Below are 23,627 nucleotides of genomic sequence, written 5' to 3'. Positions count from 1 at the left end.
GCGTTGCGGTTCCCTTGTGCAGAATGACTGCACGGCGGTCACCGCGCCTTGTTCGCACGCAAAAGCGACTCGAGCGCGGACGTGTGATTAAATCAGCGTCTCCCTAGGCGCGGATCTGCGTCTTGTGGGCCGGGTTCAATGACTGGTAGCGACCTTGACCGACTGATGCCCCGCGCCCTCAGGCCGAGAAAATCGGAAGGTCACGTGTTCGCGATGAATCAGAAATTGTCCAGTCGCGTGCATCCACTGTTGTTCGCGCACCGTGGTATCCATCCACTCGAATAGCGCCTGCAGTGCCAGTGCGGTCGCGCCGCGGTCCGGATAACGCAGGCCAAGCCCCTCCCAGTGGTCCCGTGCATCTTCCGCTCGTTTCCAGCCTTCGCGGACGAACCCGGCCGTAAGCAGGGCGCGCAGGGCCCCGTCACCCAGCTTTTCGCGAAGCTCTTTCAGGAGGAGGCCAGGGTCCCCGGCGTCCTCGGGGGAGGGGTTGAGCGAGGCCGGCAGTAGCTCGATCCAGTCATCGTGCTGGCTAAGCCCCGGGATCAGATCTTCGTCGACCATCTGCTGATAGTCCGGGACGGGGTCGGAGTGGGTTCGCAGGGAGAGCTGGATCAGGGCCGCAGCCTCGTCGACATAACCGGACAGACTGAAGCCGCACAGGAGATGGTCAACGATGTCATGGACAAACACCGAAGTCGGAATGCGATCCCCGCAATAGGGAGTTGCGGCAATCACGTCGGCGCCCAGTCCGGCGATGTCCAGCTTCCAGCCGCGCGCGCCGAAGCCATCCTGCCAGCTGTCCTCGTAGCGCACTGGAATCGTGACCGGCTGCGCGTTGGCGGCCGTAGTGGACGGAACCGTGATGGACATCGTGGCCTCGCTGGGTATTCGATACTTTCCAACTTACCGACCGGTCAACTACCATTCAATGCATGGCCCCTACACTCATCCGAACTCGGACACGCGACGCCCTGATTGCCGCCGCACGGTCGCTGGTCCTTGGCCGCAGCTACGGCGCCGTCGGCGTGGCCGAGATCTGTGCGCACGCCGGCGTGAAGAAGGGGAGTCTTTATCACTTCTTTGCCAGCAAGGATGCCCTGGTGCTGGAGATGCTCGAGACGCTTTATCGCGAACTCGAGCGCGAGGTACTCCGTCCGTCACTGGAATGTGAGTTGCCTCTGCGCGGTCGCCTTGGGCGGTTCGTTGATCGCCTGCATCAGTTCGAGATCCGCGCCCAGGCGGAGGTCGGGGAGCTCCCCGGTTGCCCGTTCGGGAACCTGGCCCTGGAACTGGCGAATTGGAATTCGGCGGTTCGAATGGCCGTGGCCGCTCACCTGGAGGCCCTGCGTGGCCATTTCCAGCGAGCGATCGAGACCGCCGTGCAAAGGGGTGAACTCCCGCAGGCGTCGGATAGTGCCCGTCTGTCGGAACAATGGCTGGCGCAGGTAGAAGGTGTGCTCCTGATGGCCAAGGCGCGGCAGGACGCGGATACGGTCCTGCATCTGTTGCCGGCACTGGAAACCCTGCTGCCGGTCAGACCGGTCCGCGACGAAGAGCGAGGGAACCACTGATCCGTGGTTACCTGGAGGTAGATGACGATGGAATTCCCTCTGAGAACGACCGACAGCGCGCCGGAGGCCTTCGAGCGATCCGGGAAGGTGCTCGGCCTGGTGCCCAATCTGATTCGCGTGATGGCCAGCAGCCCGGCGGCGGCCTCGGCCTACCTGGACCTGACCGAGCGGTTGAGCCAGAGCAGCCTGTCTCCTGAGGAACAGAGCGTTGCGCTACTCACGATCAGTCGGTTCCACGAATGCCATTACTGCATGGCCGCGCACTCCATGACGGGACGGATGGCGGGCCTGCCCGATGCGGTCGTCGACGCGCTGCGTGAGGATCAACCCGTGCCCGATCAGCGGCTCGAGGCCCTGCGCCAATTCGTGGTGGCAGTACTCAAGCATCGCGGTGCGGTCCCCAATGACGAACTCGAGGCGTTTCGCCGGGCGGGATTCGAGGAGGCGGCGGTCCTGGATGTGATCCTCGCAGTCGCGCTGAAGACCCTCTCGAACTACACCAACCACCTGGCCTCCACGCCGCTGGATGACGTGATGCAGGACGAGCACTGGGAGGCGCCTGCGGGTCGCTGAACACCCGGTACCGCGGTGTTTCAGTGCGCGCGAGTCAGGCGCGAGAACAGTCGCCGGATACGCCCGGGTCCGTACCCGTGAACGCGCTTGAAGGCCTTGCGAAAGGCCGGCTCGGAGCCATAACCGACTTGTTCCATCACGGTGGCCACGGATGCCCTCGGGTCGCGCAGCAGCCGTTCGGCCAGGACCATGCGCCACTGGGTCAGGTAGTCGATGGGGGCCTGTCCGACCAGCTCGCTGAAACGCGCGGCGAAACTGGTTCGCGACATGGCGGCCTCCTGCGCCAGGCCCTCGACCGTCCAGTTCTCCTCGGGGCGTGCGTGCAGCGCATCGAGGGCACGGCGGATACGGTCGTCCGCGAGGGCCGCGATCAGACACTGTTCGGGATGCTCCTGGTACTGGCAGACGTAGTGGCGCACCGTCATCACGAACAGGGTATCGGCCAGCCGGTCGAGTACCGGCCGATAGCCGGCGGACTGCTCCGACAGTTCCAGCCGCATCAGATCGGCCAGGCGCGCCAGACGCTCGCCGCTCTCGGCGTGGCGCACGATCACGCGGTCGGGCAGGGCCGCCAGGATCGGATTCCGACGCCCGGAATCGAATTCAAAGTGACCGCATAACAGCTGTGTCGAACCGGGCTCGGCCTCGGAAGGGTCCAGCAGATTGAGGTGATTGTCCCGGTCCTCGAATGACGGCTCGCTGGCCAGCAGATGCCAGTCGTCGTGTGGGAGGAGCAGCATGTCGCCCGCATCCAGCCACAGCGGCTCGCAGTCCTCCATGTGCAGGTAGCAGCCCCCTTCGGTGATCAGGTGAAAGCTCGCATGCCCGGAACCGGTGGTGCTGAGCTGCCACTGACCACATAGACGGGGGTTGGTGTCGATCCGTGCGCGCAGGTTGTAGGCCGAGAGGACGGACGACAGCGTGTCCTCGCGCGGCATGATCCGGCTCATGTCCATGAGTGATCCACTCCTTTGATGTTTCTGCGCCACTTTACGGCGTCGCGAAGGCCTTTCGTCCTCCCCTGGACGATCGGACATAAATGGCGGCGCGACGGTTCTCACAATTTTCCGAAGGGCTCGCTAGGCTTCAAGTCAGTTCAACGGAAGAATCGAGGACTAGGCGATGAGTGGAGCGCTGGTGCTGGCAGGCACAAGATTCCAGCGGTGGCTGGACATGACGCGCGGCGCGGACTTTCTGGCGCCGCTGCTGATTCGCCTGTATCTGGCGCCGGTGTTCTGGATGGCCGGCACCAACAAGCTCGACGGCTTCCTGCCGAAGGAAAGCGTGGTGATGTGGTTTGGTAACCCGGACTGGGGGCTGGGCATGCCGTTTCCGTACCTGATGGTGCTGCTGGCCGCCTACGCCGAGGTCCTGGGTGCGATCGCCCTGCTGCTGGGCATTGCGGCGCGCTGGTTCTCCATCCCGCTGATAATCACGATGATCGTCGCTGCGGTTACGGCCCATCTGGAGAACGGATGGCAGCGCATCTCCGATCCGATGATGTGCCTGTTCAATTGCTCGGGGGTGGAAGCCGCCCAGGAACGCCTGAGTCGCGCGCGTTCCATCCTGCGGGAGCACGGCAATTGGGACTGGCTGACCGAGCACGGGGGCTTTGCGATCGTGAACAGCGGGATCGAGATGGCCGCGACATACTTCATCATGCTGCTGGTGATCTTCTTCTGGGGTGCCGGGCGCTACCTGAGCATCGATTTCTACATCCGCAGGAGGATGATGGACAGGGGATAGCCAGGAGGGTGGAGGACAGGGGACCCCCAATGGCGCTGTGCAAAACAGCAATCATTGGCAAGACGGGCATTTTGCCCCTAACGTTAAGCGACGAAGGAGTTGCATCATGAAACAAGAACTGTTCTCGAAAAAGACCCTGGCCGGCGCGGTGGGGACCGCCGCGATCGGCCTGGCCATGGGTTCCAGCCCGGCTTTTGCCGCGGTGGATCTGAACCACGGCTATCAGCAGGGCTCTTCAGCCCCTCACATGCTGGCCCAGGGCAGTTGCGGGGAAGCCACCTGCGGCGCCAATGGCGAAGGAGATGACCGGGACAAGGACTCCGAGGGGGCCTGTGGATCCAACGGTGAAGGAGAAGAAAAGGACTCGGAAGGCTCCTGTGGCGAGGGGACTTGTGGCGGCTGAAGCCATCCAGCCCATACGCCCGGCCCGCGTGCGCGGTGCCGGGCTCGGCCTGCGGCGGGCACTGCTGGAGCCGCTGGCCGAGACACCCGAGTCGCTGGAGCGGCTCGGGTTTTTCGAGGCTGCGCCGGAGAACTGGATGCACCTTGGCGGGCGGCTGGGCCGCACCTTCCGTGAATATACCGAGGCGCACCCGTTCGTCTGTCACGGGCTTTCCCTGGACATCGGCGGGCCACGACCCCTGGACACGGAGTTTCTGGCCGATCTGCGCCGATTCCTCGATACGCATGACATCGAGGACTACACCGAACACCTCTCGGCCTGCGGGGACGAAAAGGGCCACCTCTACGACCTGATGCCGATCCCGTTTACCGAAGAAGCCGTGCGGCATGTGGCCCGTCGCGTGCTTCAGGTACAGGAGACGATCGGCCGGCGCATGGCACTGGAGAATGTTTCCTACTACACCCCGGTCGGGGCCCGGATGAGCGAGCTGGAGTTCCTCCGGGCGGTGCTGGACGAAGCCGACTGCGATCTTCTGCTGGATGTGAATAACATCTACGTGAACAGTATCAATCACGGCTATGACCCGGTCGGGTTCCTCGACGGCCTGCCGCTGGAGCGCGTGCGCTACATCCACATTGCCGGCCACGAGGAAGAGGCGCCGGACCTGCGCGTGGACACGCACGGTCAACCGGTCTGCGGAGATGTATGGGGCCTGCTGAAGGCGACCTACGAACGGATTGGCCCGGTGCCGACCCTGCTGGAGCGGGATTTCAATTTCCCGGCGCTGGAGGTCTTGCTGGAGGAAACGGACCGCATCCGCGCACTTCAGGTCAACGCGGCCGGGAAGCGCGCATCCCTGCAGGCCCATGGCTGAACCCGTTTTCCAGGAGCTGCAGGAGCGCCTCGCCCGGTACCTGCGCGACCCGGAGCGCCACCCGCCTCCGGAGGGTATCGAGGACCGCCGACTGGCGATCTACCGGCGCCTGTTCATCAATAACGTCCGCAATCTGCTCGGGCGCGGGTTCCCGGTGATCCGGCGGATCCTCGGGGAGGAGGCATGGGCAGCGCTGGTGCGCGATTTCTATCGCGACCATGGCTGTCATACGCCGTATTTCCCGCGGCTGGCGGAGGAATTCGTCCAGTACCTGTCGGAAGAACGTGGGCCGCAGCCGGGCGACTGGCCGTTTCTGGCAGAGCTGGCGCACTACGAACGGGTCGAAACGGAGCTCGTCTACAGCGATGCGCAGCCCTCCGGCGACGTGGATCCGCAGGGCGATCTGCTGACTGGGGTTCCTGTGTTTTCGTCCGCCGCGCGCCTGCTGGCTTACGAGTTTCCGGTGCATCGGATTGGGCCGGACCACTGCCCCCAGCAGCCGGGTGATGTGCCCACCTATCTGCTGGCCTATCGTGGCGAGGACGAGCGCGTACGCTTTGCCGAGCTGAATCCGCTGGGAGCACGGCTGTTGTGGCGGGTCTGCGAGGAGCCGGCAGCGGGTAACCAGCAGCTTCGCCGGGTAGCGGAGGATTTTGGCCTCGAGCCCGGTCCCGAGTTGCTGGAGAGCGGGCGGCAACTGCTGGAACACTATCGGGACCTGGGGGCGATCGCAGGGGCTAGACCACTTGATCAGTGTTTCCCTAGTACGGCATCTCCGTGTGGGTGAGCGTCAGGGCCGGTTCATCCAGGGCGGCGGCTTGTTCGCGAAGGGTCAGGATGTGTTCCTCCCAGTAGCGCGGGGTGTAGAACACCGGAAAACCGTCGATGAACGCGGGGTCGTCCGCCCGCCGGGCCAGCCAGGCAGCGTGGCGCAGGATACGCAGCGTGCGCAGGGTGCTGATCAGGCCCAGTTCGCGGCGGTCAAAGCGCATGAACGTCTCGTAGCCCTCCAGCAGGTCGCGCAACTGTGCCGCCATCTCTGGCGGTTCTCCGGAAAGGAACATCCAAAGATCCTGCATTGCGGGTCCGTTGCAGGCGTCGTCGAGGTCGACGAAGTGGGGGCCGTCGTCGGTCCACAGGATGTTGCCCGGGTGGGTGTCGCCATGGAGGCGAAGCTGGGGGACGGGCCCTACAGCATCGGTGTTTCGCTGCATGCGCTGAATCACGTCCGTGCTGAGATCGCGGTAGACCGATTGCAGTTCGGGGGGTAAGTGGCCGGAGGCGAGGACATCCTGCCGGGCCTGTTCCCCCAGTGTCCCTGGATCCAGCGTGAGGCGCTCATGGAACGCCGTGCTGCGGCCCACTTCGTGAATGCGCGCAATGAAGCGCCCGATGCGCTGCAGCGTATCAGACTGTTCCAGATCCGGCGTGCGCCCGCCGCAACGGGGGTATACCGCGAAGCGGAAGCCCTGATGATGGTGCAGGGTCGCCCCGTCGCCTCCGACCTGTGGTGCGGCCACGGGAACCTCCCGCGCGACCAGTTCCTGGCTGAACGCATGTTCCTCGAGGATCGCCTGGTCGCTCCAGCGCCCGGGTCGGTAGAACTTCGCAATGACCGGCGCCGCATCCTCGATGCCAATCTGGTACACCCGGTTTTCGTAGCTGTTCAGCGCGAGCAGGCGGCCATCGCAGCGCAGGCCGGTGGTTTCCACCGCATCGAGAATAACGGTGGGTTTGAGCGCGTCGTACGGATGGGGCTGGTCGTTCATGGCGCCAGTCTACGCACGCAGCAGGATTGGTGCCGGATCGGCGGTATGCGCCACCAGCCTCGAGGGAACGCCGGATGAATCGAACACGCTGGATTCTGCTCGGGCTTGTGATCGTTGCGGTCGGCCTGTTTTTCGGCCTCGGGCTGGATCAGTATTTCGAGTTCGAACGTTTGCTCGCGGCGCGCGAGGATCTCGAGGCCTGGCGGGATGCCCGTCCCGTTCTCGCGAGTGCCGCGTTTTTCCTGATTTACGTCGCGGTCACGGCATTGTCGTTGCCGGGCGCGGCGATCATGACTCTGGCCGGCGGGCTCATGTTCGGCCTGCTGTGGGGCACGCTGCTGGTCTCGTTCGCCTCCACGATCGGCGCCACGCTGGCGTTCCTGATCGCCCGGCTGATCGCGAAGGAGCCGATTCAGCGCCGTTATGGCGACCGCCTGCGGCGCATAAACGATGGTTTCCGGCGCGAGGGTGCCTTTTACCTGTTTGCCCTTCGCCTGGTGCCGGCGTTCCCGTTTTTCCTGATCAACATCGCCATGGCGTTGATGCCGATCCGTGCATGGACCTTCTACTGGGTATCGCAGGTGGGGATGTTGCCGGGAACGGTGGTCTACGTGAATGCGGGCACCCAGCTGGGTCTGCTGGAGGGGCCAGGGGACGTACTGTCGCCGGTGCTGATCGCCTCGTTCGTCGCGCTGGGTCTGTTCCCGCTGGTTGCGCGGCGGGTGGTAGCGTGGATGCGGGCGCGGCATGCGCGCCGGGGCTGGCGTCGGCCCCGGCGCTTCGATCGCAACCTGGTGGTGATCGGGGCCGGTTCGGCCGGGCTCGTCTCCGCGTACATTGCGGCGACGCTACGGGCTCGGGTCACGCTGGTCGAATCCGGCACCATGGGCGGGGACTGCCTGAATACCGGCTGCGTGCCGTCCAAGAGTCTGATCCGGACCGCCCGTCTACTGGACGAGATCCGACGCGCCCCGGAATACGGTATTGCCCATGCCTCGGCCGAATTCGATTTCGGCCAGGCGATGGAGCGCGTCCAGAGTGTGATTCGGGACATCGCGCCGCATGATTCGCGCGAGCGCTACGAATCGCTGGGCGTGGAGGTGATCGAAGGTCATGCCGAACTGGTATCCCCTTGGACCGTGGCGATTACCGAGCCCGAAGGGTCGCGGCGCGAACTGAGCACGCGGGCCATCGTGCTGGCCACCGGTGGACGACCCGCCATCCCGCCCATCCCGGGTCTGGATGCGGTCGACTACCACACCTCGGACACGATCTGGTCCCTGCGCGAATGCCCGCGACGGATGGTGGTATTGGGTGGTGGCCCGATTGGCTGTGAACTCGCACAGACGTTCCATCGGCTGGGCGCATCCGTCGCACTGATCGGTCGCGCATCGCGGCTGTTGCCGCGCGAGGATCAGGAGTTTGGCGATGCCCTGGCCGAACAGATGCGCGTGGAAGGCGTGCAGCTGGTACTGGGCGCTGAGGTGACGGACGTTTCTGAGGACAGCGATGGCATCCGTGTGAGCGTGACAGGGGATTCGGGGGACGAGGCGTTCATGTGCGATACCCTGCTGATCGCGGCGGGCCGCGAGGCCAATGTCGAGGGTCTTGGCCTGGAGCGCCTGGGCATTCCGTCCGGGCGTACCATCGAGGTCAACGAGGCCCTGCAGACGCGCTTCCCGCATATACTGGCCTGCGGCGACGCGGCGGGGCCCTACCAGTTCACCCATGCGGCCTCGCATACCGCCTGGTTTGCCACTGTGAATGCGCTGTTCGGGGGCATTCGCCGTTTCCGCGTGGATCACTCGATCATGCCCTGGTGCACCTTCACGAGTCCGGAGATCGCCCGGGTGGGGCTCAATGAACAGCAGGCGAAGGAACAGGGCATTGGCTACGAGGTCACGACCTTCGCGCTGGATGACTTTGATCGGGCGATAGTCGACGGAGAGGCGCGGGGGCAGATCAAGGTACTGACGGTCCCCGGGAAGGACCGGATCCTGGGGGTCACCATCTGCGGGGCGCACGCCGGGGAGATGATTGCGGAGTTCGTGCTTGCGATGAAGCACGGGCTGGGTCTGAACAAGCTGCTGGGTACGATCCATGTCTATCCGACCTGGATGGAAGCGAACAAGGCGGTGGCGGGGGTCTGGCGACGCCAGCATGCGCCACGGCGCTTGCTGGACTGGCTGGAACGCTGGCATGCCTGGCGGCGCGGGGGCTGAGCTCGGGATGGAGGAGCGGGTTTGACGCGGGCGTACTGGATCGTGGCGATCCTCGCGGTCGTTGTCTTGATCGTGTTTTTCGCGCTCGACCTCGGCCGTTTCCTGGAATTCGAACGCCTGCAGGATGCCCAGGGGGATCTGGAGGATCAGCGCGCGGCTCAACCGCTGTTGGCGGCGGCCGTTTTCTTTTTCGTGTATGTGGTCGTGGCGGCGCTGTCGTTGCCCGGTATCGTGATCATGACACTGGCGGGCGGGGCCATCTTCGGCGTGTTCTGGGGCAGTGTCCTGTCGTCCTTTGCCTCCACGCTGGGTGCGACGCTGACATTCCTTCTGGCGCGCACCATCGCCCGCGAGCCCCTGCAGCGCCGATTCGCAGATCGGCTGGAACCCATCAATCGTGGTTTCGAGCGCGAAGGGGCCTATTACCTGTTCGCGCTGCGCCTGACCCCGGCCTTCCCCTTCTTTGTGATCAACGCGGGCATGGGGCTGATGCGCATCCGGACGTGGACGTATTACTGGGTGTCGCAACTGGGAATGCTCCCGGCCACGATCGTCTTTGCCAATGCCGGTACACAGATCAGTCGTCTGGACGGGCCCGAAGGGATTTTCTCGCCTGGCCTGATTGCCTCACTGGTTGCGGTGGGTCTGTTCCCGCTGGTGGCCCGCTGGATCTTGCGGGCGCTCCGTAGCTCCGCGGGACCCGGGGGGGCAGGGGATTGATGCGAACTCTGTCTAAATATTCGCGAAGGCGGATATACTCGGTCAATAACCAAAATAACCAAAATAACCAAAATAACCAATAAGGGTCGGAGCGGATGTTCGAAGGCCGGAGTACGCGCGACCCATTCGCAGGCTCTCCAATCGGCGAGTCGATAGCTGCTAATTGAGGATTGTTGAATGGACAGGCAATTGAAGAGGCGCTGGACCGTCTGGCCGCTCCTGGCCGTTGTGCTGATGGGTCTGGCCCTGATTGCGCAGGCCGAGGAAGAGAACGACGAGCCGCGCGACCGCCCCATCGAGAAGGTGCTGGAGCCGATCCAGCTGACGGATCGCGTCTGGTATTTCTACGGCTCGCTGGAGAACCGCACGCCGGAGAATCTCGGGTTTACCAACAACACGGGCTTTGTCGTGACCGACGACGGTGTTGTGCTGATCGACTCGGGGCCGAGCTACAAGGTCGCCGAACGAATGGCCAAGGCCATCGCGGAGGTCACGGATCAGCCGATCACGCATGTGATCTCGGTGGGTTCTCAGGATCACCGCTGGCTGGGCAATGGCTACTTCCACGAGCAGGGCGCGGAACTGGTCGCGCTGCAGCGCACCGCGGCCACGCAGGCCGAACGCGGTGAGGGGCAGATCGAGTCTCTGGGAAATGCCGTGGGAGAAGAAGCCATGGAAGGGACCGAACCCGTCCCGGCCCCGAATCCGATTGACGCGGACGAACACACCCTGACGGTCGGCGGCGTGGACTTCGAGCTGATTTATGCCGGGGACGCCCACTTCCCGGGCGATATTATGGTCCACCTGCCGGGCGAGGATATCGTGTTCACCGGCGATATCGTCTACACCGAGCGCATGCTGGGCATCCATCCCTGGAGCAATCCGGTGGAAAAGCTGGAGGCCTTCCGGCATCTGGAGTCCATCGATCCGGAGATCGTGGTGCCGGGCCACGGGCGGGCCACCGATATGGCCGAGGCGCGTCAGGATACCGGTGACTACCTGGAGCTTCTGGTGCGCGAGGTGAAGGCCGGGATCGAGGACTGGGAGTCGCTGGACGAAGTGGTGGGGCGGCTGGCGGACCTGGAAGAGTTCCGGCATCTGCGCCACTACGACGACTGGCACCGCCCCAACGTGAACCGGACCTACCTGTTCATCGAGGAAAACATGTAAGCCATCCCCCGGGAGTCCCGGCAGCCGGCCGGGAAACCTGCCGACGGCGCGGGGCGTGTGGTACGCTTCGCGCCGTTGTCGCTTCCGGCAACACCAATCTTTTACACGCGACGCTCGACCCCGCGTATGGGTCGGCGAAGGAGCCTCGTAATGCCCGCAGTAACCCTCCCCGACGGCAGCCGCCGCGAGTTCGATCATCCGGTCACCGTGCTGGATGTGGCGCAGGACATTGGCCCGGGCCTCGCCAAGGCGACCCTGGCCGGCAAGGTGAACGGCCATCTGGTCGATGCCCGCCACGAGATCGACGATGACGCGGAAGTCGCGATCGTGACCGACCGCGACCCGGAGGGGGTGGAGATCATCCGGCATTCGACCGCGCACCTGATGGCGCAGGCGGTCAAGCAGCTCTTTCCCGACGCCCAGGTCACCATCGGCCCGACCATCGAGAACGGCTTCTACTACGACTTTGCCTATGACCGCGGCTTCACGCCGGAGGATCTGGAGAAGATCGAGAAGCGCATGAAGGAGCTGGCCAAGCAGGATCTGCCGGTGGAGCGCTCGCTGATGGACCGCGACGAGGCGGTGAAATACTTCCGTGACATGGGCGAGGAGTACAAGGCCGAGATCATCGCGTCCATCCCGCAGGGCGAGAACATCTCGCTGTACAAGCAGGGCGACTTTGTCGATCTCTGCCGCGGCCCGCATATCCCGTCTACCGGCAAGCTGAAGGCCTTCAAGCTGACCAAGGTGGCCGGTGCCTACTGGCGCGGCGACTCCGACAACGAGATGTTGCAGCGCATCTACGGCACCGCCTGGCCGAACAAGGACCAGCTGAAGGAATACCTGGAACGGTTGAAGGAGGCCGAGCGCCGGGACCACCGCAAGATCGGTCAGGAGCTGGATCTGTTCTCGATCCAGGACGAGGCAGGTGGCGGCCTGGTGTTCTGGCACCCGAAGGGCGCGCGCATCCGCCGCGAGATCGAGAAGTACTGGTACGACATGCACGAGAAGGCGGGTTACGACTTCGTCGTGTCGCCGCACATCGCGAACCTGGAGCTGTGGAAGACCTCCGGCCATGCGGACTTCTACGCCGAGTCCATGTACGAGCCGATGGAGGACGAGCACCAGGCCTTCCAGCTCAAGCCGATGAACTGCCCGTTCCACGTGCTGATGTACAAGGACAGGCTGCATTCCTACCGCGACCTGCCGCTGCGCTGGGCGGAGATGGGCACGGTCTACCGCCGCGAGATGTCCGGCGCGCTGCACGGGCTGATGCGCGTGCGTGGCTTCACCCAGGATGACGCCCATATCTTCTGCCGCGAGGACCAGATCGAGGCCGAAGTGATGGCGGTGATCGATCTGACGCTGGAGGTCCTGCAGAACTTCGGTTTCGAGAAGTTTGACGTAAATCTCTCGACCAAGCCCGAAGATGCCGTCGGCTCCGACGAGATCTGGGAGCACGCGACCGCGTCGCTGCGCTCGGCGATCGAGAAGAAGGGGCTGGAGTATTCGGTGGACGAGGGCGGCGGTGCGTTCTATGGGCCGAAGATCGATATCAAGATCCACGACGCGATCGGCCGCGAATGGCAGTGCTCCACGGTACAGCTGGACTTCAACCTGCCCGAGCGCTTCGACATGGAGTATGTCGCCGAGGACAACGAGCGCCGGCGTCCGATCATGATCCATCGCGCGCTGCTGGGGTCGGTGGAGCGCTTCTTCGGTGTGCTGATCGAACACTACGCCGGGCACTTCCCGACCTGGCTGGCCCCGGTGCAGGCCGAGGTGCTGACCATCACCGAGCGCCAGGATGCCTACGCTGAAGAAGTGACGAAAGCGCTGCGCGACAAGGGTTTCCGCGTCGAGGCGGACTTGAGAAACGAGAAGATCGGCTTTAAGATTCGCGAGCACACGCTCAAGCGAGTGCCGTACCTGCTGGTGCTGGGCGACCGCGAAATGGAAAACGGCCAGGTCGCGGTCCGTACGCGCAGCGGCGAAGATCTCGGCTCGATGGGCCTGGAGGACTTCGCCACGCGGCTTCGGGAAGAAGTCGCGAACCGGCAACACTGACTTGAATTGGAGAAAAGGCTATTAGCGCAGCCAAGACCGTCCGCCTGAACGATCAGATCAACGTACCCAAGATTCGGTTGATCGATGCCGAAGGCGAAAACCGGGGCATTTTCGGTACCCCCGAGGCCCTGGAGCTGGCCCAGGAATCCGGACTCGACCTGGTCGAGATCTCGCCAAACGCCGATCCACCCGTATGCCGGATCATGGATTACGGCAAGTACAAATTCGAGCAGGCGAAGAAGGCGCAGGAAGCCAAGAAGAAGCAGAAACAGATTCAGATCAAGGAAGTGAAGTTTCGTCCCGGCACGGACGAGGGCGACTACAAGGTCAAGCTTCGCAACCTGCGCCGCTTCATCGAGGCCGGCGACAAGGGCAAGGTGACCATCCGCTTCCGCGGCCGTGAAATGCGCCATCAGGAACTGGGTGGCGAGTTGCTGGACAAGATCGAGCAGGACATGTCCGATATCGCGGTCGTCGAACAGCGGCCGAAGATGGAAGGACGCCAGATGATCATGGTGCTGACCGGCAAGAAGAAGTAGGCCGGTCAGACAACAAGGATCGCGCAGGTCTCCGCATACCTGCCGGTCCTCCCATAAACGGCCGGCCCGAATCGGGTACGGCCCAAAATGCCGGAGAAAGCAATGCCGAAGATCAAGACCAATCGGGGTGCGGCCAAGCGCTTCACCCGTACGGGGTCCGGGAAGTACAAGCGGTTCCAGTCGCACCGCAGCCACATCCTGACCAAGAAATCCACCAAGCGTAAGCGTCACCTGCGCAGTCCGGCCATGGTGCACGAGGCGGATGTCGCCGCCGTGCGCAAAATGCTGCCGTACCGTTGATCTGACCGAGGAAGAAAGACATGCCACGAGTCAAGCGCGGTGTAACCGCTCACGCCCGTCACAAGAAGGTCCTCAAGCAGGCCAAGGGCTACTACGGCGCCCGGAAGAACGTCTTCCGCGTTGCCAACCAGGCCGTCATCAAGGCCGGCCAGTATGCCTACCGTGACCGTCGCCAGAAAAAGCGCCAGTTCCGGTCGCTGTGGATCGTCCGCATCAATGCGGCGGCCCGTCAGTTCGATCTCTCCTACAGCCGCCTGATGGCGGGTCTGAAGAAGGCCGAGATCGAGATCGACCGCAAGAGCCTGGCCGATCTGGCCGTGCACGACCTGACCGCCTTCGGCAAGATCGCGGAAAAGGCCAAGGCTGCACTGCCGGCCTGACGAGGTCCTGCAGGATTACCCGCCCGGCACTGCCTGGCGGGTCCCGGAAAGGGGAGGGTCGACGCCCTCCCTTTTTTGTTTCGGGAACAGGGAACACCGGGACGGCGGGCAACCGTCGTCCATCACTTTCGGGGAATGCACGTGGAGCAACTGCAACAGCTCGTCGCCGAGGCCCGCGACCGCATCGAGGCGGCCACTGACCTGAAGGCGCTGGATGATGTCCGGGTGCAGTACCTGGGCAAGAAGGGCTCGATTACCGCCCAGCTGAAGGAGCTCGGCAAGCTGCCGGCGGAGGAACGCCCGGCCGCCGGCCAGAAGGTCAACGAGGCCAAGACCGAGGTCGCCGGCCTGATCGAGGCCCGCAAGCAGGCCCTGGCCGACAGCGCCCTGGCCGAGCAGCTGGCCAGCGAGCAGGTGGACGTGACCCTGCCGGGGCGCCGCCTGCCCGAGGGCTCGCTGCACCCGATCACCCATACGCTGGAGCGCATCGAGGCGTTCTTCGCCGGGCTCGGGTTCCGTGTGGCCGAGGGGCCCGAAGTCGAGGACGACTTCCACAACTTCGAGGCGCTGAACATCCCCGAACATCACCCGGCGCGGGCGATGCACGACACGTTCTACTTCGACGCCCACCGCGTCCTGCGCACCCATACCTCGCCGGTGCAGATTCGGACCATGGAGCAACAGAAGCCGCCGCTGCGCGTGATCGCGCCGGGGCGGGTCTATCGCTGCGACTCGGATCTGACGCACAGCCCGATGTTTCACCAGGTGGAAGGGCTCTGTGTGGACGAGGACATCACCTTTGCGGATCTGCGCGGCGTGCTGAGCGCGTTCCTGCAGAGCTTCTTTGGCCGCGACGACTTGGCCACGCGCTTTCGTCCGTCGTACTTCCCGTTCACCGAGCCCTCGGCCGAAGTCGATATCCAGTGTGTTCACTGCGGCGGTGATGGCTGCCGGGTGTGCAGTCATACCGGCTGGCTGGAGGTGATGGGCTGCGGCATGGTGCACCCGAACGTGCTGGGCCATGTCGACATCGACCCGGAACAGTACACCGGCTTTGCCTTCGGCCTCGGGGTCGAGCGGATGGCGATGCTGCGCCATGGCGTGAATGACCTGCGCCTGTTCTTCGACAACGACATCCGATTCATTCGCCAATTCGGACGGACCGGCTAATGCGCATCAGTATTCAGTGGCTGCGGGACTGGCTGCAGATCGACGAGACCCCCGAGGAGCTGGGCCATCGCCTGACCATGGCGGGATTGGAGCTGGACGCGATCGAGGTGGCGGCACCCGCGTTCAGTGGTGTGCGCGTAGGCCGGGTGGCGAAGGTGGAGCCGCACCCGGATGCTGATCGCCTGCGTATCTGCCAGGTCGAGGCGGGAGAGGCCGAACCGCTGACCATCGTCTGCGGCGCACCCAATGTGCATGAAGGCATGGTAGCGCCGGTCGCGGTGGTCGGCGCGGTGCTGCCCGACAACTTCAGGATCAAGAAGTCCAAGCTGCGCGGTGTCGCCTCCGCGGGCATGCTGTGCTCGGCGCGTGAACTGGGGCTTGCGGAGGATGCCGAAGGCCTGCTCGCACTCCCCACGGACCTCGAGATCGGCGCCGACCTGCGCACGGCGCTGGGCCTGGATGACCACATCCTGGAAGTGGATCTGACGCCGAACCGGGCCGACTGTCTCGGGATGCGGGGGATTGCCCGCGAGTGTTCGGCGCTTCTCGACCGGCCGCTGAACGAGAACGTGGCCGAACAGACCGGGGCAGAGCTGGACGTCAGTGTTGCGGTCCGGGTCGAGGATACCGAGGCCTGCCCGCTGTACGCGGCGCGGGTGCTCGACGGCCTGGATGCGCGTGCGCCCACGCCGCTATGGATGACCGAGCGCCTGCGCCGGGCCGGTGTGCGGCCGCTCAGCGCGATCGTGGATGTCACCAACTACGTGATGCTGGAACTCGGGCAGCCCCTGCATGCCTTCGATGCGGGCCGTCTTGGGGGCACCATCGAGGTGCGCTGGGCGCGTTCCGGCGAGTCGCTGACCCTGCTGGGCGGGGATCAGACCGTCGAACTGGCCGAGCAGGACCTGGTGATCGCCTCGGCGACCGCTCCGGTGGCGCTGGCCGGGATCATGGGGGGCGCCGACAGCGCGGTAGGTGACGACACGACTCGGGTGGTACTCGAGTGTGCCCACTTTGCCCCGCTGGCACTGGCCGGGCGGGCGCGGGCTCATGGCCTGCATACCGATGCCTCGCATCGCTTTGAACGCGGCGTGGACCCGACGCTGGTCGAGCAGGCCATGGAGCGCGCCACGCGTTTGCTGCTGGAGATCTGTGGCGGGCAGTGCGGGCCGGTGGAGCGGGTCGGCGAGCCGCCGTCGTCTCATTTCGAACAGCCGATCCAGCTGCGCCGGCCGCGCATCGAGAGGCTCCTCGGTACGACGTTCGGGGATGCTGAAGTCGAGCGTATCCTGGGCGCGCTGGCTTGCCGGGTGGAGTCTGCGGAGGACGGGTGGCAGGTTTGGGCCCCGCGCGCGCGCTTCGATCTGGAGCGCGAGGAAGACTTGATCGAGGAACTGGCCCGGGTGCATGGCTATGACCGCCTGCCTCAGCGCCTGCCGTCCCCGGTGGCGCCAGCCGAGCGACCCCCAGCCCTGCGCGGGCTGCGCGAGCAACTGGCGAGCGAGGGCTTTCACGAGGTCATCAGCTTCAGTTTTATCGATGCCGAGGCCTCGCGGGCCTTTTATCCCACGGTGGAGCCCCTGGGCCTGGCCAACCCGATCTCCAGCGACCTGGCGGTGATGCGCCCCGGCCTGTGGCCCGGCCTGGTTGCCACGGCGGCCCATAATCAGGCGCGCCAGCAGCCGGACCTGCGGTTGTTCGAACATGGCCTGCGCTTTGTGCCGGATGCCTCCGGCCTGCGCCAGGAGCCGCGTCTCGCGGGCCTGCTGGGTGGGCGAGCGCATCCGGAGCACTGGGACGCCGCATCGCGCCGCGTCGATTTCTTTGATGCCAAGGGTGTGGTCGAGGCACTTTGTGCCTCCGTGGATGCGCCGCTGGGGTTTCGCGCGGAGAAACATCCTGCGCTCCACGACGGGCAGTCCGCGCGGATTCTGGCGGGTGACCGCCCCATTGGCTGGGTCGGGCGCCTGCACCCCGCGCTCTGCAAGCAGTTCGATGTAGAACCCGTTTACCTGTTCGACCTGGATGCCCGAGCGATCCTGCACGCCCCGGTCGCCCAGTTCACGCCGTTGTCGCCGTACCCCTCGATCCGTCGTGATCTGGCGCTGGTTGTAAAGGAGGCGGTCCCCGCAGGGGATGTGCTGAATGCAATCAGGGAACTGAACCTGGAATTGGTGCAGGGCGTGCGCATGTTTGATGTCTACCAGGGCAAGGGCTTGAATCCAGACGAGAAGAGTCTTGCTTTGGGCTTGATTTTGCGGGCTTTTGATCGCACCCTAGGCGAACAGGACGTAACAAACGTCACCGACAAGGTCGTCGAGCATCTGCACGCTCGCTTCCAGGCAACCCTGAGGCAGTGATTCCATGGCAGCAGTGACGAAGGCGGACCTTGCCGCCGCGCTGAACGAAGAACTGGGCCTGAACAAGCGTGAGGCCAAGGAATTCGTCGAGATGTTCTTCGAAGAGATGCGCCAGTCGCTGGAGGAGGGCGAGGGCGTGAAGCTCTCGGGCTTCGGTAATTTCATCCTCCGCGACAAGAACCAGCGGCCCGGTCGCAATCCGAAGACCGGCGAGGAAATCCCGGTCTCTGCACGTCGCGTGGTCACCTTCCGTCCGGGGCAGAAGCTGCGCGAGAGGGTCGAAAGCTATGCTGGAGGCGAGTAACCACCAGGAACTGCCCGCGATCCCGGGCAAGCGGTACTTCACCATTGGCGAAGTCGCCGAACTGTGCCAGGTAAAGCCCCATGTGCTGCGCTACTGGGAGCAGGAGTTTCCGATGCTCGAACCGGTCAAGCGGCGGGGCAATCGGCGCTACTACCAGCGCCAGGACGTGATCCTGATCCGCCAGATCCGGGCCCTGCTGTACGAAGAGGGCTATACGATCAACGGCGCCCGGCAGAAGCTCTCGGGCGACGAGGCCAAGGGCGATCGCCAGCAGGCGCGCCAGATCATCCAGGACACAATCTCGGAACTGGAATCGGTTCTACGCGTGCTACGGGCCTGATTCCCCGCGGACCGGGTTCTTTCGTGAGGGCGGGGAATCGGATATGATTCGCGGCTTCGGGGCGTAGCGCAGTCTGGTAGCGCATCTGCATGGGGTGCAGAGGGTCGCAGGTTCAAATCCTGCCGTCCCGACCAATATCAATCACTTGTAGAAAGTGTTTCAAGTGAATTAAAAAGGCCGCTTCAAGCGGCCTTTTTTCGTGTCCGGGGTATATCCGCGTGGGTTGAGCGGTCACTCCATCGAACGTCGTCGTGCCTCGCGCTGGTAGTAGAGCAGGGCGATGTTGATCTGGCGCTCCAGCCACTGGTTCATCCCGGTTATCTGGAACCCGGCATACACGTAGCCATCGCGTGGGCTGCGGCGGCGGTTGGCCAGTCGGAGATCGCCGCCCAGGCGCTCACTGACATCCGGCAAGAGCAGGTTCTCGAAACGCATTGGGCTTCCGATCTCGAGGTCGTCTACCCATTCCTGCGGTACCTCCACGCACATTCCCTGGACCGAGAGGTCGGCCAGATCGCCGATCCCGGGTTCGTCCCAGTCGCCGTACTGCAATTCCACGCCCGGGCGCTGACTGATGGGGATGTGCACGCGAAAGGTCTCGCGACGCTGGAGGTATTGCAGTGTTTCCGGGTAGGGGCAGACGTACAGGGCTCCAGCGTCCTCGCGTTCGGTGCGCGAGACGACGGCCGAAAAACGCACGGCAACGCCGCGCAGACTGGCGAACACCCGGATGCGGGTGCCTTCCTTTACATGACGATTGGCTTCGATGGGGGTGAGTTCGTCGAGGAAGAGTTCGCGTGTTTCGGAATCGAGGCGGACCAACGCGGAGTTGTACAGCGGACCATCGTCATCGAGCCGGACATTGACGAGGGTGAGCTTGTGGTCCAGATCCTTGAGGATGCCGGCGATCCGCTCCGGCCGGTCGACGGTATAGTCGGTCTCGTCCATGCGTGGCGTAGTTGTCGTTATTGGGCCAAGCCGCACGGTACTGTCCGGCGGCCCGGAATACTAGCCCCGCGTGCGGGTCGGAGAAGGGTGAAAGAGTGTCGCGCAGAGCGCGCGCGGGTCATGCGCGAGTGATGCGCCGACCAGTCCGGCTGCCGGACTGTGTGCGGCCGTAGGGGTCGTAGGTGGGGGCCGGGCCAGGCTCCTCGCCGCGCAGGATCTGAATCGAAAGCTCCACGCGGCGACGGTCACGATCGATCAGGCGGGCATTTCCCTGGTTGAGGGTGTTGCAGCGCTCCACCGAGCGGCGCAGGGCCTGCCAGTGATCCTCCAGCTCGGCGCCGCCCTCTAGGCGGTTGAACAGTCGTGCGATGCCCTCGGGCGTGTAGGTTTCGCCAGCGGTCTCGAGTGTCTCGCGTTGTCGGCGACTCTCGGTCTCCAGGTCCTGCAGGAGTGTCTGTTTCTGGGCGACGACGTCGTGCAGGTTGTCAGCTGCCCGCGATTCCACGGCCCGGGTCTCCTGCAGCAGGATCTCTTCCAGCTGATGGCTCAGGCGAATCGAGGCCTCCAGCGAGCGGAGGAAAGCGTGGCGTTGTTCGGGCGACATCGTCGGGGTTCTCTGTCAGTGGCTCTTAGCGCAACAGGCTTTCCAGCTCGATCATGCGATCGGCCAACTGCTCGTTGTCCACCGGGTACTGGCCATTGGAGATCGCTTCGCGCAGTTCGGCGACACGCGCCTCGTCGAACGGGGCGTTGTTGGCAGCCTCGGAGGCGGCGTTCATCGCCTGCGCCGCACCGGTCAGGGTAACGGAGTCATCCTGACGTACGGGTGCCGAGGCATTGCCTTTGGCACCTGCATCGGGCCGGGACGTCTCTTCGCGGCCCTTTACGCTCGAGGTATTGCCATCCGGGCGCAGGCCGGGTGAGTTCGGGCCTTTGATATCCATCATTCGATTTCCTGTTTTTGCAATTCTACTGCAGGGGTTAGCGGCAGCATCAGCTGAAACTGTAGTCCCTTGAGCCGTGAATATTCGAGTCGCTTCACAGTTTGTGGATGGTTGTGGGTCATCTCGCCATTCTACAGCGCGACGCGTACATGTCCGGACTCCAGTACCTCGCCTTCCACGACGCGCCCGGAAGAGGTGTTTTTGACCCGGACGCGATCGCCCAGGATGCCATTTTCCAGTGCCTCGCCCTGCATGCGGATCACCACCGAGCCATTTTCGGCCAGAATCGTGACACGTTGGCCGCGGCTGACCACCTCGCGTTGGGTGACGTGCTGCTGGCCCAGGATCTGGCCCGGTCGAATATTGCGCCGTGTTTGCAGCCCCACCAGCTCATTCTTGTTCTCGAAATAGCTTCCTGCATGGCGCGAAGTCTGAATTCGCTTGGTGCGCAGATCCCCTGGAAGGATCGTGTGCTGGCGCCGCAGGGTGCGGCTGGCGACCAGGACCTCCGCATAGCGCTCGACCGTGACCGGGACGAAGATCGACCAGCTCACCGGGGCCTCGCACTGAACCTGGACCGCCGTATTGCCATCGCGCCGTCCTCCGGGCGGGAACCGGGTCTCCAGTGCCTGGCTGCATCGGGCCAGGCGCAGGCGGTTGTCCAGCCGCCCGATCTGAATCTCTACCGCTTCGTCGCCCGGTGTAATGTTGAGCTCCTCCTGGATAAAACGCTCCGCCGCCAGACGGATGTTATCCACTGCCTCGATCTCGGCCTGTGCCGTCACGGAGACCACGGCCAGAATGAGACCCACTACGGCCGTGAGCCACCGGGAGCGAACGAAAGGTTGAGGTATGGGCTGATTCATGGTCTGGGTGCGTACCGGCTCGTCGGTCTTCAAGAGGCTTCTGGTCCTTGTGCAAGCAGAAAACATGCCAGAGGGTTGGGTCTGTCCTCTCAAGAGTGGCGACGGGCGGCCGTTATGGAGGCAAGAACGCATGCAATCGGCATGTAGCGGCGGTTTGTGGCATGACAGCGCCAGTCCCGGCGGTGCACACTGGGCCCGGTGGGTCGGTGTGGCCGGCCGCCGGGCGAGGGGGAGAACAGGACAATGAGTCAATTCATTGACGACGTGAATCAGCGTACTCAACTGGTGGGGCAGAACCGCATGGAACTGCTGCTGTTTCACCTGGGGAGTTCGCAGACCTTCGGGATCAACGTATTCAAGGTGCGCGAGGTCATCCCGTCTCCGCCGCTGCGGCAGATCCCGGGATCCCTGAGTGTTGTGCGCGGTGTGGCCACCCTGCGAGGCGGGACCGTCCCCATCATCGATCTGGCGCGCGCGATGGGGTTGCGTACCGCGGTGGGCGAGACGGACGACCACAAGGTGGTCGTGACCGAATTCAACCGATCGGTCCAGGGCTTCTGGGTGTCGGCCGTCGACCGCATCGTCAACGTGAACTGGGAAGATGTGAAATCGCCGCCACGCGGGACCGGACGTGAATCCTTCCTGGTGGCCGTCACCGAGATCGACAACAAGCTGGTCGAGATTATTGACGTCGAGCGGGTGCTGTCGATCGTCAATCCGTTGCCGTCACGTGTATCCGACGAGGTGCGTGCGGAGGCCGAGGAGGAGCGGGCCCGGCACGGTCAGCGAAAGATCGTGATCGTGGATGACTCGGTGGTTGCACGCAAGCAGATCGAGGGTGCGATCAAGGGGCTGGGTTGGGAGTACCTGGTGTTCAAGGATGGTCGCGAGGCGCTGGATTTCCTTGAGGAACAGGCGCAGGCCGGTACCGTCGACGAAGTGATCGAGATGGTGATATCGGATATCGAGATGCCGCGGATGGACGGCTATACCCTCACCGCCCGGATCCGTGCGAACGATCAGTTGAAAGATCTGCGGGTGTTGCTCCACTCATCGCTCAGTGGCGAGTTCAATACGGATATGGTCAAGCGCGCCGGGGCAGATGCGTTTCTGTCCAAGTTCAACCCCGACGAACTGGCCGAAGCCGTGCTTGACCAAACCCGCAGGGATTGAAGCCGGTGCCTGCGCGGTTGGCGTTAATCGACCGATTCGACCCCGGCGGCATGGGAGCGGTAACGGATTGCCGGGCACCTGGGCATCAGCGGCCATGGCGCGCCGCATCCATCGCCCGTCGGGAAGCTGTCGGCGTCCATGTGGTTGCACGTATACTGCACCCGTGCGGCACGGGGACGCGCTTGTTCCCCGGCCGGGTTTTCCGACACGCTGTCAAGGATTCGTCATCAACGTGCCCGTCTGCCCGTATCGTCGACTTTCAGGGATGACTTCGTGATCGATTCGCGCGACTACGAGGAGTTCTCGCGTTTCCTTTCCGAATGCTGTGGCCTGGTGCTGGGCGACAGCCGCCAGTACCTGGTGTCCAGTCGCCTTTCACGATTGCTGGACGAGTTCGGTTACAAGAGTGTCCCGGAGCTGTTGCATGCGATGCGTCAGGCGCCCAATCCGCGTCTGCGTACGCGTGTGATCGACGCGATGACCACGAATGAAACTTCCTGGTTTCGCGATGGGTTCCCCTTCGAGATTCTGCGTCATGTCCTGCTCCCGGAGCGCGCGGAGAAGGGTGCAGGGATCAAGGTCTGGTCGTCCGGTTGCTCCAGCGGACAGGAGGCCTACAGCATCTCCATGGTGGTATCCGAGTGGGAGGAGTCACGGCCCAGGCGCGTCGTGCCGGTATCCATCATGGGTACGGACCTTTCGGAGAAGATCCTGGACGACGCCCGCCGGGCCGTTTACGACGGCCTGAGCATTGTGCGTGGCCTGAGCGAGGCGCGGCGGGCGCGCTTCTTCGAGACCGTGGCGGAGGGCCATCGCGTGCGCCCGGAGATCCAGCGCCGCTGTCGTTTCCAGAAACTCAACCTGATCGACAGTTATGCGGCTCTGGGCAAGTTCGACATCGTGTTCTGTCGCAATGTGCTGATCTACTTCTCCGCCGAGACCAAGCGACAGGTTCTTGACGGAATCGCCCGTCAGATGAACCCGGGTGGCTATCTGTTTCTTGGCGCTTCCGAGACCGCGGGTCCTTATACCCAGGCCTTCGAAACCGTTCGCACCGAGTACGGCTCCGTCCTTCGCCTGAAGGGCTGACACGCCCTAGGGAGACGCTGATTTAATCGCGCGTCCGCGCTCGAGTCGCTTTTGCGTGGGAACAAGGCGCGGTGACTGCCGTGCAGTCATTCTGCACAA

The 23,627-nt window shown here is 64.0% G+C and carries 26 protein-coding genes and 1 tRNA gene; 20 read left to right on the top strand and 7 right to left on the bottom strand.

All coding sequences use genetic code 11. From position 1 onward, the window contains the following. Positions 1-135: 135 nt before the first annotated feature. The gene (locus tag F623_RS0112675; protein ID WP_018861706.1) at positions 136-870 is read right to left on the bottom strand and encodes a hypothetical protein; all 735 of its coding nucleotides are present in this window, start codon (positions 868-870) and stop codon (positions 136-138) included. Positions 871-932: 62 nt separating this feature from the next. On the opposite strand from F623_RS0112675, the gene F623_RS0112670 reads away from it, so the two are divergent. Together F623_RS0112670 and F623_RS0112665 are read left to right on the top strand one after the other, a co-directional pair. Next, positions 933-1,571, top strand: a complete 639-nt coding sequence (locus F623_RS0112670) for a TetR/AcrR family transcriptional regulator (RefSeq protein ID WP_018861705.1) — start codon at positions 933-935, stop codon at positions 1,569-1,571. A gap of 21 nt (positions 1,572-1,592) precedes the next feature. After that, on the top strand, positions 1,593-2,144 hold the full coding sequence (locus F623_RS0112665; RefSeq protein ID WP_018861704.1) for a carboxymuconolactone decarboxylase family protein: 552 nt from the start codon (positions 1,593-1,595) through the stop codon (positions 2,142-2,144). 20 nt (positions 2,145-2,164) lie between these two features. Here the strand turns inward: F623_RS0112665 and F623_RS0112660 are convergent, their stop codons facing one another. Beyond that, positions 2,165-3,100, bottom strand: a complete 936-nt coding sequence (locus F623_RS0112660) for an AraC family transcriptional regulator (RefSeq protein WP_018861703.1) — start codon at positions 3,098-3,100, stop codon at positions 2,165-2,167. 166 nt (positions 3,101-3,266) lie between these two features. Between F623_RS0112660 and F623_RS0112655 the strand changes: the two genes are divergently transcribed. The 4 genes from F623_RS0112655 (at position 3,267) to F623_RS0112640 (ending at position 5,954) form a co-directional block, all read left to right on the top strand. After that, positions 3,267-3,890 carry a DoxX family protein gene (locus F623_RS0112655; RefSeq protein WP_018861702.1) on the top strand — a complete coding sequence of 208 codons (624 nt, stop codon included), beginning with the start codon at positions 3,267-3,269 and terminating at the stop codon, positions 3,888-3,890. A 106-nt stretch (positions 3,891-3,996) separates the two neighbouring features. Continuing rightward, on the top strand, positions 3,997-4,293 hold the full coding sequence (locus F623_RS0112650; RefSeq protein ID WP_018861701.1) for a hypothetical protein: 297 nt from the start codon (positions 3,997-3,999) through the stop codon (positions 4,291-4,293). Continuing rightward, entirely contained in the window at positions 4,283-5,167 is an 885-nt protein-coding gene (locus F623_RS0112645) for a DUF692 domain-containing protein (protein ID WP_018861700.1), read from the top strand. Before F623_RS0112650 ends, F623_RS0112645 begins: the two co-directional genes overlap by 11 nt. Continuing rightward, entirely contained in the window at positions 5,160-5,954 is a 795-nt protein-coding gene (locus F623_RS0112640; RefSeq protein ID WP_018861699.1) for a DUF2063 domain-containing protein, read from the top strand. Before F623_RS0112645 ends, F623_RS0112640 begins: the two co-directional genes overlap by 8 nt. Here the strand turns inward: F623_RS0112640 and F623_RS0112635 are convergent. Next, positions 5,929-6,936: a serine/threonine protein kinase gene (locus F623_RS0112635; RefSeq protein WP_018861698.1), complete on the bottom strand. Its 1,008-nt coding sequence runs from the start codon at positions 6,934-6,936 to the stop codon at positions 5,929-5,931. The genes F623_RS0112640 and F623_RS0112635 overlap by 26 nt on opposite strands. A gap of 74 nt (positions 6,937-7,010) precedes the next feature. Between F623_RS0112635 and F623_RS0112630 the strand changes: the two genes are divergently transcribed. The 12 genes from F623_RS0112630 to F623_RS0112575 all read left to right on the top strand — a co-directional run bounded on the left by F623_RS0112630 (position 7,011) and on the right by F623_RS0112575 (position 18,642). Further along, positions 7,011-9,158 carry an FAD-dependent oxidoreductase gene (locus tag F623_RS0112630; protein ID WP_018861697.1) on the top strand — a complete coding sequence of 716 codons (2,148 nt, stop codon included), beginning with the start codon at positions 7,011-7,013 and terminating at the stop codon, positions 9,156-9,158. A 39-nt stretch (positions 9,159-9,197) separates the two neighbouring features. Continuing rightward, the gene (locus F623_RS0112625; protein ID WP_026278693.1) at positions 9,198-9,878 is read left to right on the top strand and encodes a TVP38/TMEM64 family protein; all 681 of its coding nucleotides are present in this window, start codon (positions 9,198-9,200) and stop codon (positions 9,876-9,878) included. Positions 9,879-10,055: 177 nt separating this feature from the next. After that, positions 10,056-11,048, top strand: a complete 993-nt coding sequence (locus F623_RS0112620) for an MBL fold metallo-hydrolase (protein WP_018861695.1) — start codon at positions 10,056-10,058, stop codon at positions 11,046-11,048. Positions 11,049-11,198: 150 nt separating this feature from the next. Next, entirely contained in the window at positions 11,199-13,115 is a 1,917-nt protein-coding gene (thrS, locus tag F623_RS0112615) for a threonine--tRNA ligase (RefSeq protein ID WP_018861694.1), read from the top strand. Between the two features lie 5 nt (positions 13,116-13,120). Further along, a complete protein-coding gene (infC, locus tag F623_RS0112610; protein WP_081616579.1) occupies positions 13,121-13,654 on the top strand; it encodes a translation initiation factor IF-3 in 534 nt (177 codons plus the stop codon). A 102-nt stretch (positions 13,655-13,756) separates the two neighbouring features. After that, on the top strand, positions 13,757-13,954 hold the full coding sequence (gene rpmI, locus F623_RS0112605; protein WP_018861692.1) for a 50S ribosomal protein L35: 198 nt from the start codon (positions 13,757-13,759) through the stop codon (positions 13,952-13,954). Between the two features lie 20 nt (positions 13,955-13,974). Further along, on the top strand, positions 13,975-14,334 hold the full coding sequence (rplT, locus tag F623_RS0112600; protein WP_017925358.1) for a 50S ribosomal protein L20: 360 nt from the start codon (positions 13,975-13,977) through the stop codon (positions 14,332-14,334). Positions 14,335-14,475: 141 nt separating this feature from the next. Beyond that, the gene (pheS, locus tag F623_RS0112595; protein WP_026278690.1) at positions 14,476-15,504 is read left to right on the top strand and encodes a phenylalanine--tRNA ligase subunit alpha; all 1,029 of its coding nucleotides are present in this window, start codon (positions 14,476-14,478) and stop codon (positions 15,502-15,504) included. After that, positions 15,504-17,864, top strand: coding sequence for a phenylalanine--tRNA ligase subunit beta (gene pheT, locus F623_RS0112590; RefSeq protein WP_018861690.1), 2,361 nt, complete (start codon positions 15,504-15,506; stop codon positions 17,862-17,864). The genes pheS and pheT overlap by 1 nt, the downstream gene beginning before the upstream one ends. Before the next feature lie 4 nt (positions 17,865-17,868). Then, the gene (locus F623_RS0112585) at positions 17,869-18,168 is read left to right on the top strand and encodes an integration host factor subunit alpha (RefSeq protein ID WP_018861689.1); all 300 of its coding nucleotides are present in this window, start codon (positions 17,869-17,871) and stop codon (positions 18,166-18,168) included. Next, on the top strand, positions 18,152-18,508 hold the full coding sequence (locus F623_RS0112580) for a MerR family transcriptional regulator (RefSeq protein ID WP_012982329.1): 357 nt from the start codon (positions 18,152-18,154) through the stop codon (positions 18,506-18,508). The genes F623_RS0112585 and F623_RS0112580 overlap by 17 nt, the downstream gene beginning before the upstream one ends. 57 nt (positions 18,509-18,565) lie before the next feature. Next, positions 18,566-18,642 (top strand) — tRNA-Pro (locus F623_RS0112575). A 97-nt stretch (positions 18,643-18,739) separates the two neighbouring features. Here F623_RS0112575 and F623_RS0112570 read toward each other — a convergent pair. The 4 genes from F623_RS0112570 to flgA form a co-directional block, all read right to left on the bottom strand. After that, positions 18,740-19,456: a flagellar brake protein gene (locus tag F623_RS0112570; protein WP_018861688.1), complete on the bottom strand. Its 717-nt coding sequence runs from the start codon at positions 19,454-19,456 to the stop codon at positions 18,740-18,742. A gap of 118 nt (positions 19,457-19,574) precedes the next feature. Continuing rightward, the gene (locus F623_RS0112565; protein ID WP_018868534.1) at positions 19,575-20,060 is read right to left on the bottom strand and encodes a flagella synthesis protein FlgN; all 486 of its coding nucleotides are present in this window, start codon (positions 20,058-20,060) and stop codon (positions 19,575-19,577) included. Between the two features lie 25 nt (positions 20,061-20,085). Next, the gene (flgM, locus tag F623_RS0112560; protein WP_026278689.1) at positions 20,086-20,400 is read right to left on the bottom strand and encodes a flagellar biosynthesis anti-sigma factor FlgM; all 315 of its coding nucleotides are present in this window, start codon (positions 20,398-20,400) and stop codon (positions 20,086-20,088) included. Positions 20,401-20,531: 131 nt separating this feature from the next. Further along, positions 20,532-21,266: a flagellar basal body P-ring formation chaperone FlgA gene (flgA, locus tag F623_RS0112555; RefSeq protein WP_038040670.1), complete on the bottom strand. Its 735-nt coding sequence runs from the start codon at positions 21,264-21,266 to the stop codon at positions 20,532-20,534. Between the two features lie 243 nt (positions 21,267-21,509). Here flgA and F623_RS0112550 point away from each other — a divergent pair, with 243 nt between their 5' ends. Beyond that, positions 21,510-22,439 (top strand): chemotaxis protein, encoded by a 930-nt coding sequence (locus F623_RS0112550; protein ID WP_018861684.1) that lies wholly within the window; start codon positions 21,510-21,512, stop codon positions 22,437-22,439. Positions 22,440-22,712: 273 nt separating this feature from the next. Further along, positions 22,713-23,528 carry a protein-glutamate O-methyltransferase CheR gene (locus F623_RS0112545; protein ID WP_018861683.1) on the top strand — a complete coding sequence of 272 codons (816 nt, stop codon included), beginning with the start codon at positions 22,713-22,715 and terminating at the stop codon, positions 23,526-23,528. Positions 23,529-23,627 lie beyond the last annotated feature (99 nt).

This window comes from Thioalkalivibrio sp. ALD1, from assembly GCF_000381245.1.
Lineage (GTDB): Bacteria > Pseudomonadota > Gammaproteobacteria > Ectothiorhodospirales > Ectothiorhodospiraceae > Thioalkalivibrio.
This window is presented reverse-complemented; position numbering and strand designations above follow the sequence as displayed.

Bases quoted from the DNA above. Each gene is read 5' to 3' on its own strand.
- F623_RS0112675 (WP_018861706.1), bottom strand. From the start codon at position 870: ATGTCCATCACGGTTCCGTCCACTACGGCCGCCAACGCGCAGCCGGTC.
- F623_RS0112670 (WP_018861705.1), top strand. From the start codon at position 933: ATGGCCCCTACACTCATCCGAACTCGGACACGCGACGCCCTGATTGCC.
- F623_RS0112665 (WP_018861704.1), top strand. From the start codon at position 1,593: ATGACGATGGAATTCCCTCTGAGAACGACCGACAGCGCGCCGGAGGCC.
- F623_RS0112660 (WP_018861703.1), bottom strand. From the start codon at position 3,100: ATGGACATGAGCCGGATCATGCCGCGCGAGGACACGCTGTCGTCCGTC.
- F623_RS0112655 (WP_018861702.1), top strand. From the start codon at position 3,267: ATGAGTGGAGCGCTGGTGCTGGCAGGCACAAGATTCCAGCGGTGGCTG.
- F623_RS0112650 (WP_018861701.1), top strand. From the start codon at position 3,997: ATGAAACAAGAACTGTTCTCGAAAAAGACCCTGGCCGGCGCGGTGGGG.
- F623_RS0112640 (WP_018861699.1), top strand. From the start codon at position 5,160: ATGGCTGAACCCGTTTTCCAGGAGCTGCAGGAGCGCCTCGCCCGGTAC.
- F623_RS0112635 (WP_018861698.1), bottom strand. From the start codon at position 6,936: ATGAACGACCAGCCCCATCCGTACGACGCGCTCAAACCCACCGTTATT.
- F623_RS0112630 (WP_018861697.1), top strand. From the start codon at position 7,011: ATGAATCGAACACGCTGGATTCTGCTCGGGCTTGTGATCGTTGCGGTC.
- F623_RS0112620 (WP_018861695.1), top strand. From the start codon at position 10,056: ATGGACAGGCAATTGAAGAGGCGCTGGACCGTCTGGCCGCTCCTGGCC.
- thrS (WP_018861694.1), top strand. From the start codon at position 11,199: ATGCCCGCAGTAACCCTCCCCGACGGCAGCCGCCGCGAGTTCGATCAT.
- rpmI (WP_018861692.1), top strand. From the start codon at position 13,757: ATGCCGAAGATCAAGACCAATCGGGGTGCGGCCAAGCGCTTCACCCGT.
- rplT (WP_017925358.1), top strand. From the start codon at position 13,975: ATGCCACGAGTCAAGCGCGGTGTAACCGCTCACGCCCGTCACAAGAAG.
- pheT (WP_018861690.1), top strand. From the start codon at position 15,504: ATGCGCATCAGTATTCAGTGGCTGCGGGACTGGCTGCAGATCGACGAG.
- F623_RS0112585 (WP_018861689.1), top strand. From the start codon at position 17,869: ATGGCAGCAGTGACGAAGGCGGACCTTGCCGCCGCGCTGAACGAAGAA.
- F623_RS0112580 (WP_012982329.1), top strand. From the start codon at position 18,152: ATGCTGGAGGCGAGTAACCACCAGGAACTGCCCGCGATCCCGGGCAAG.
- F623_RS0112570 (WP_018861688.1), bottom strand. From the start codon at position 19,456: ATGGACGAGACCGACTATACCGTCGACCGGCCGGAGCGGATCGCCGGC.
- F623_RS0112565 (WP_018868534.1), bottom strand. From the start codon at position 20,060: ATGTCGCCCGAACAACGCCACGCTTTCCTCCGCTCGCTGGAGGCCTCG.
- flgM (WP_026278689.1), bottom strand. From the start codon at position 20,400: ATGGATATCAAAGGCCCGAACTCACCCGGCCTGCGCCCGGATGGCAAT.
- flgA (WP_038040670.1), bottom strand. From the start codon at position 21,266: ATGAATCAGCCCATACCTCAACCTTTCGTTCGCTCCCGGTGGCTCACG.
- F623_RS0112550 (WP_018861684.1), top strand. From the start codon at position 21,510: ATGAGTCAATTCATTGACGACGTGAATCAGCGTACTCAACTGGTGGGG.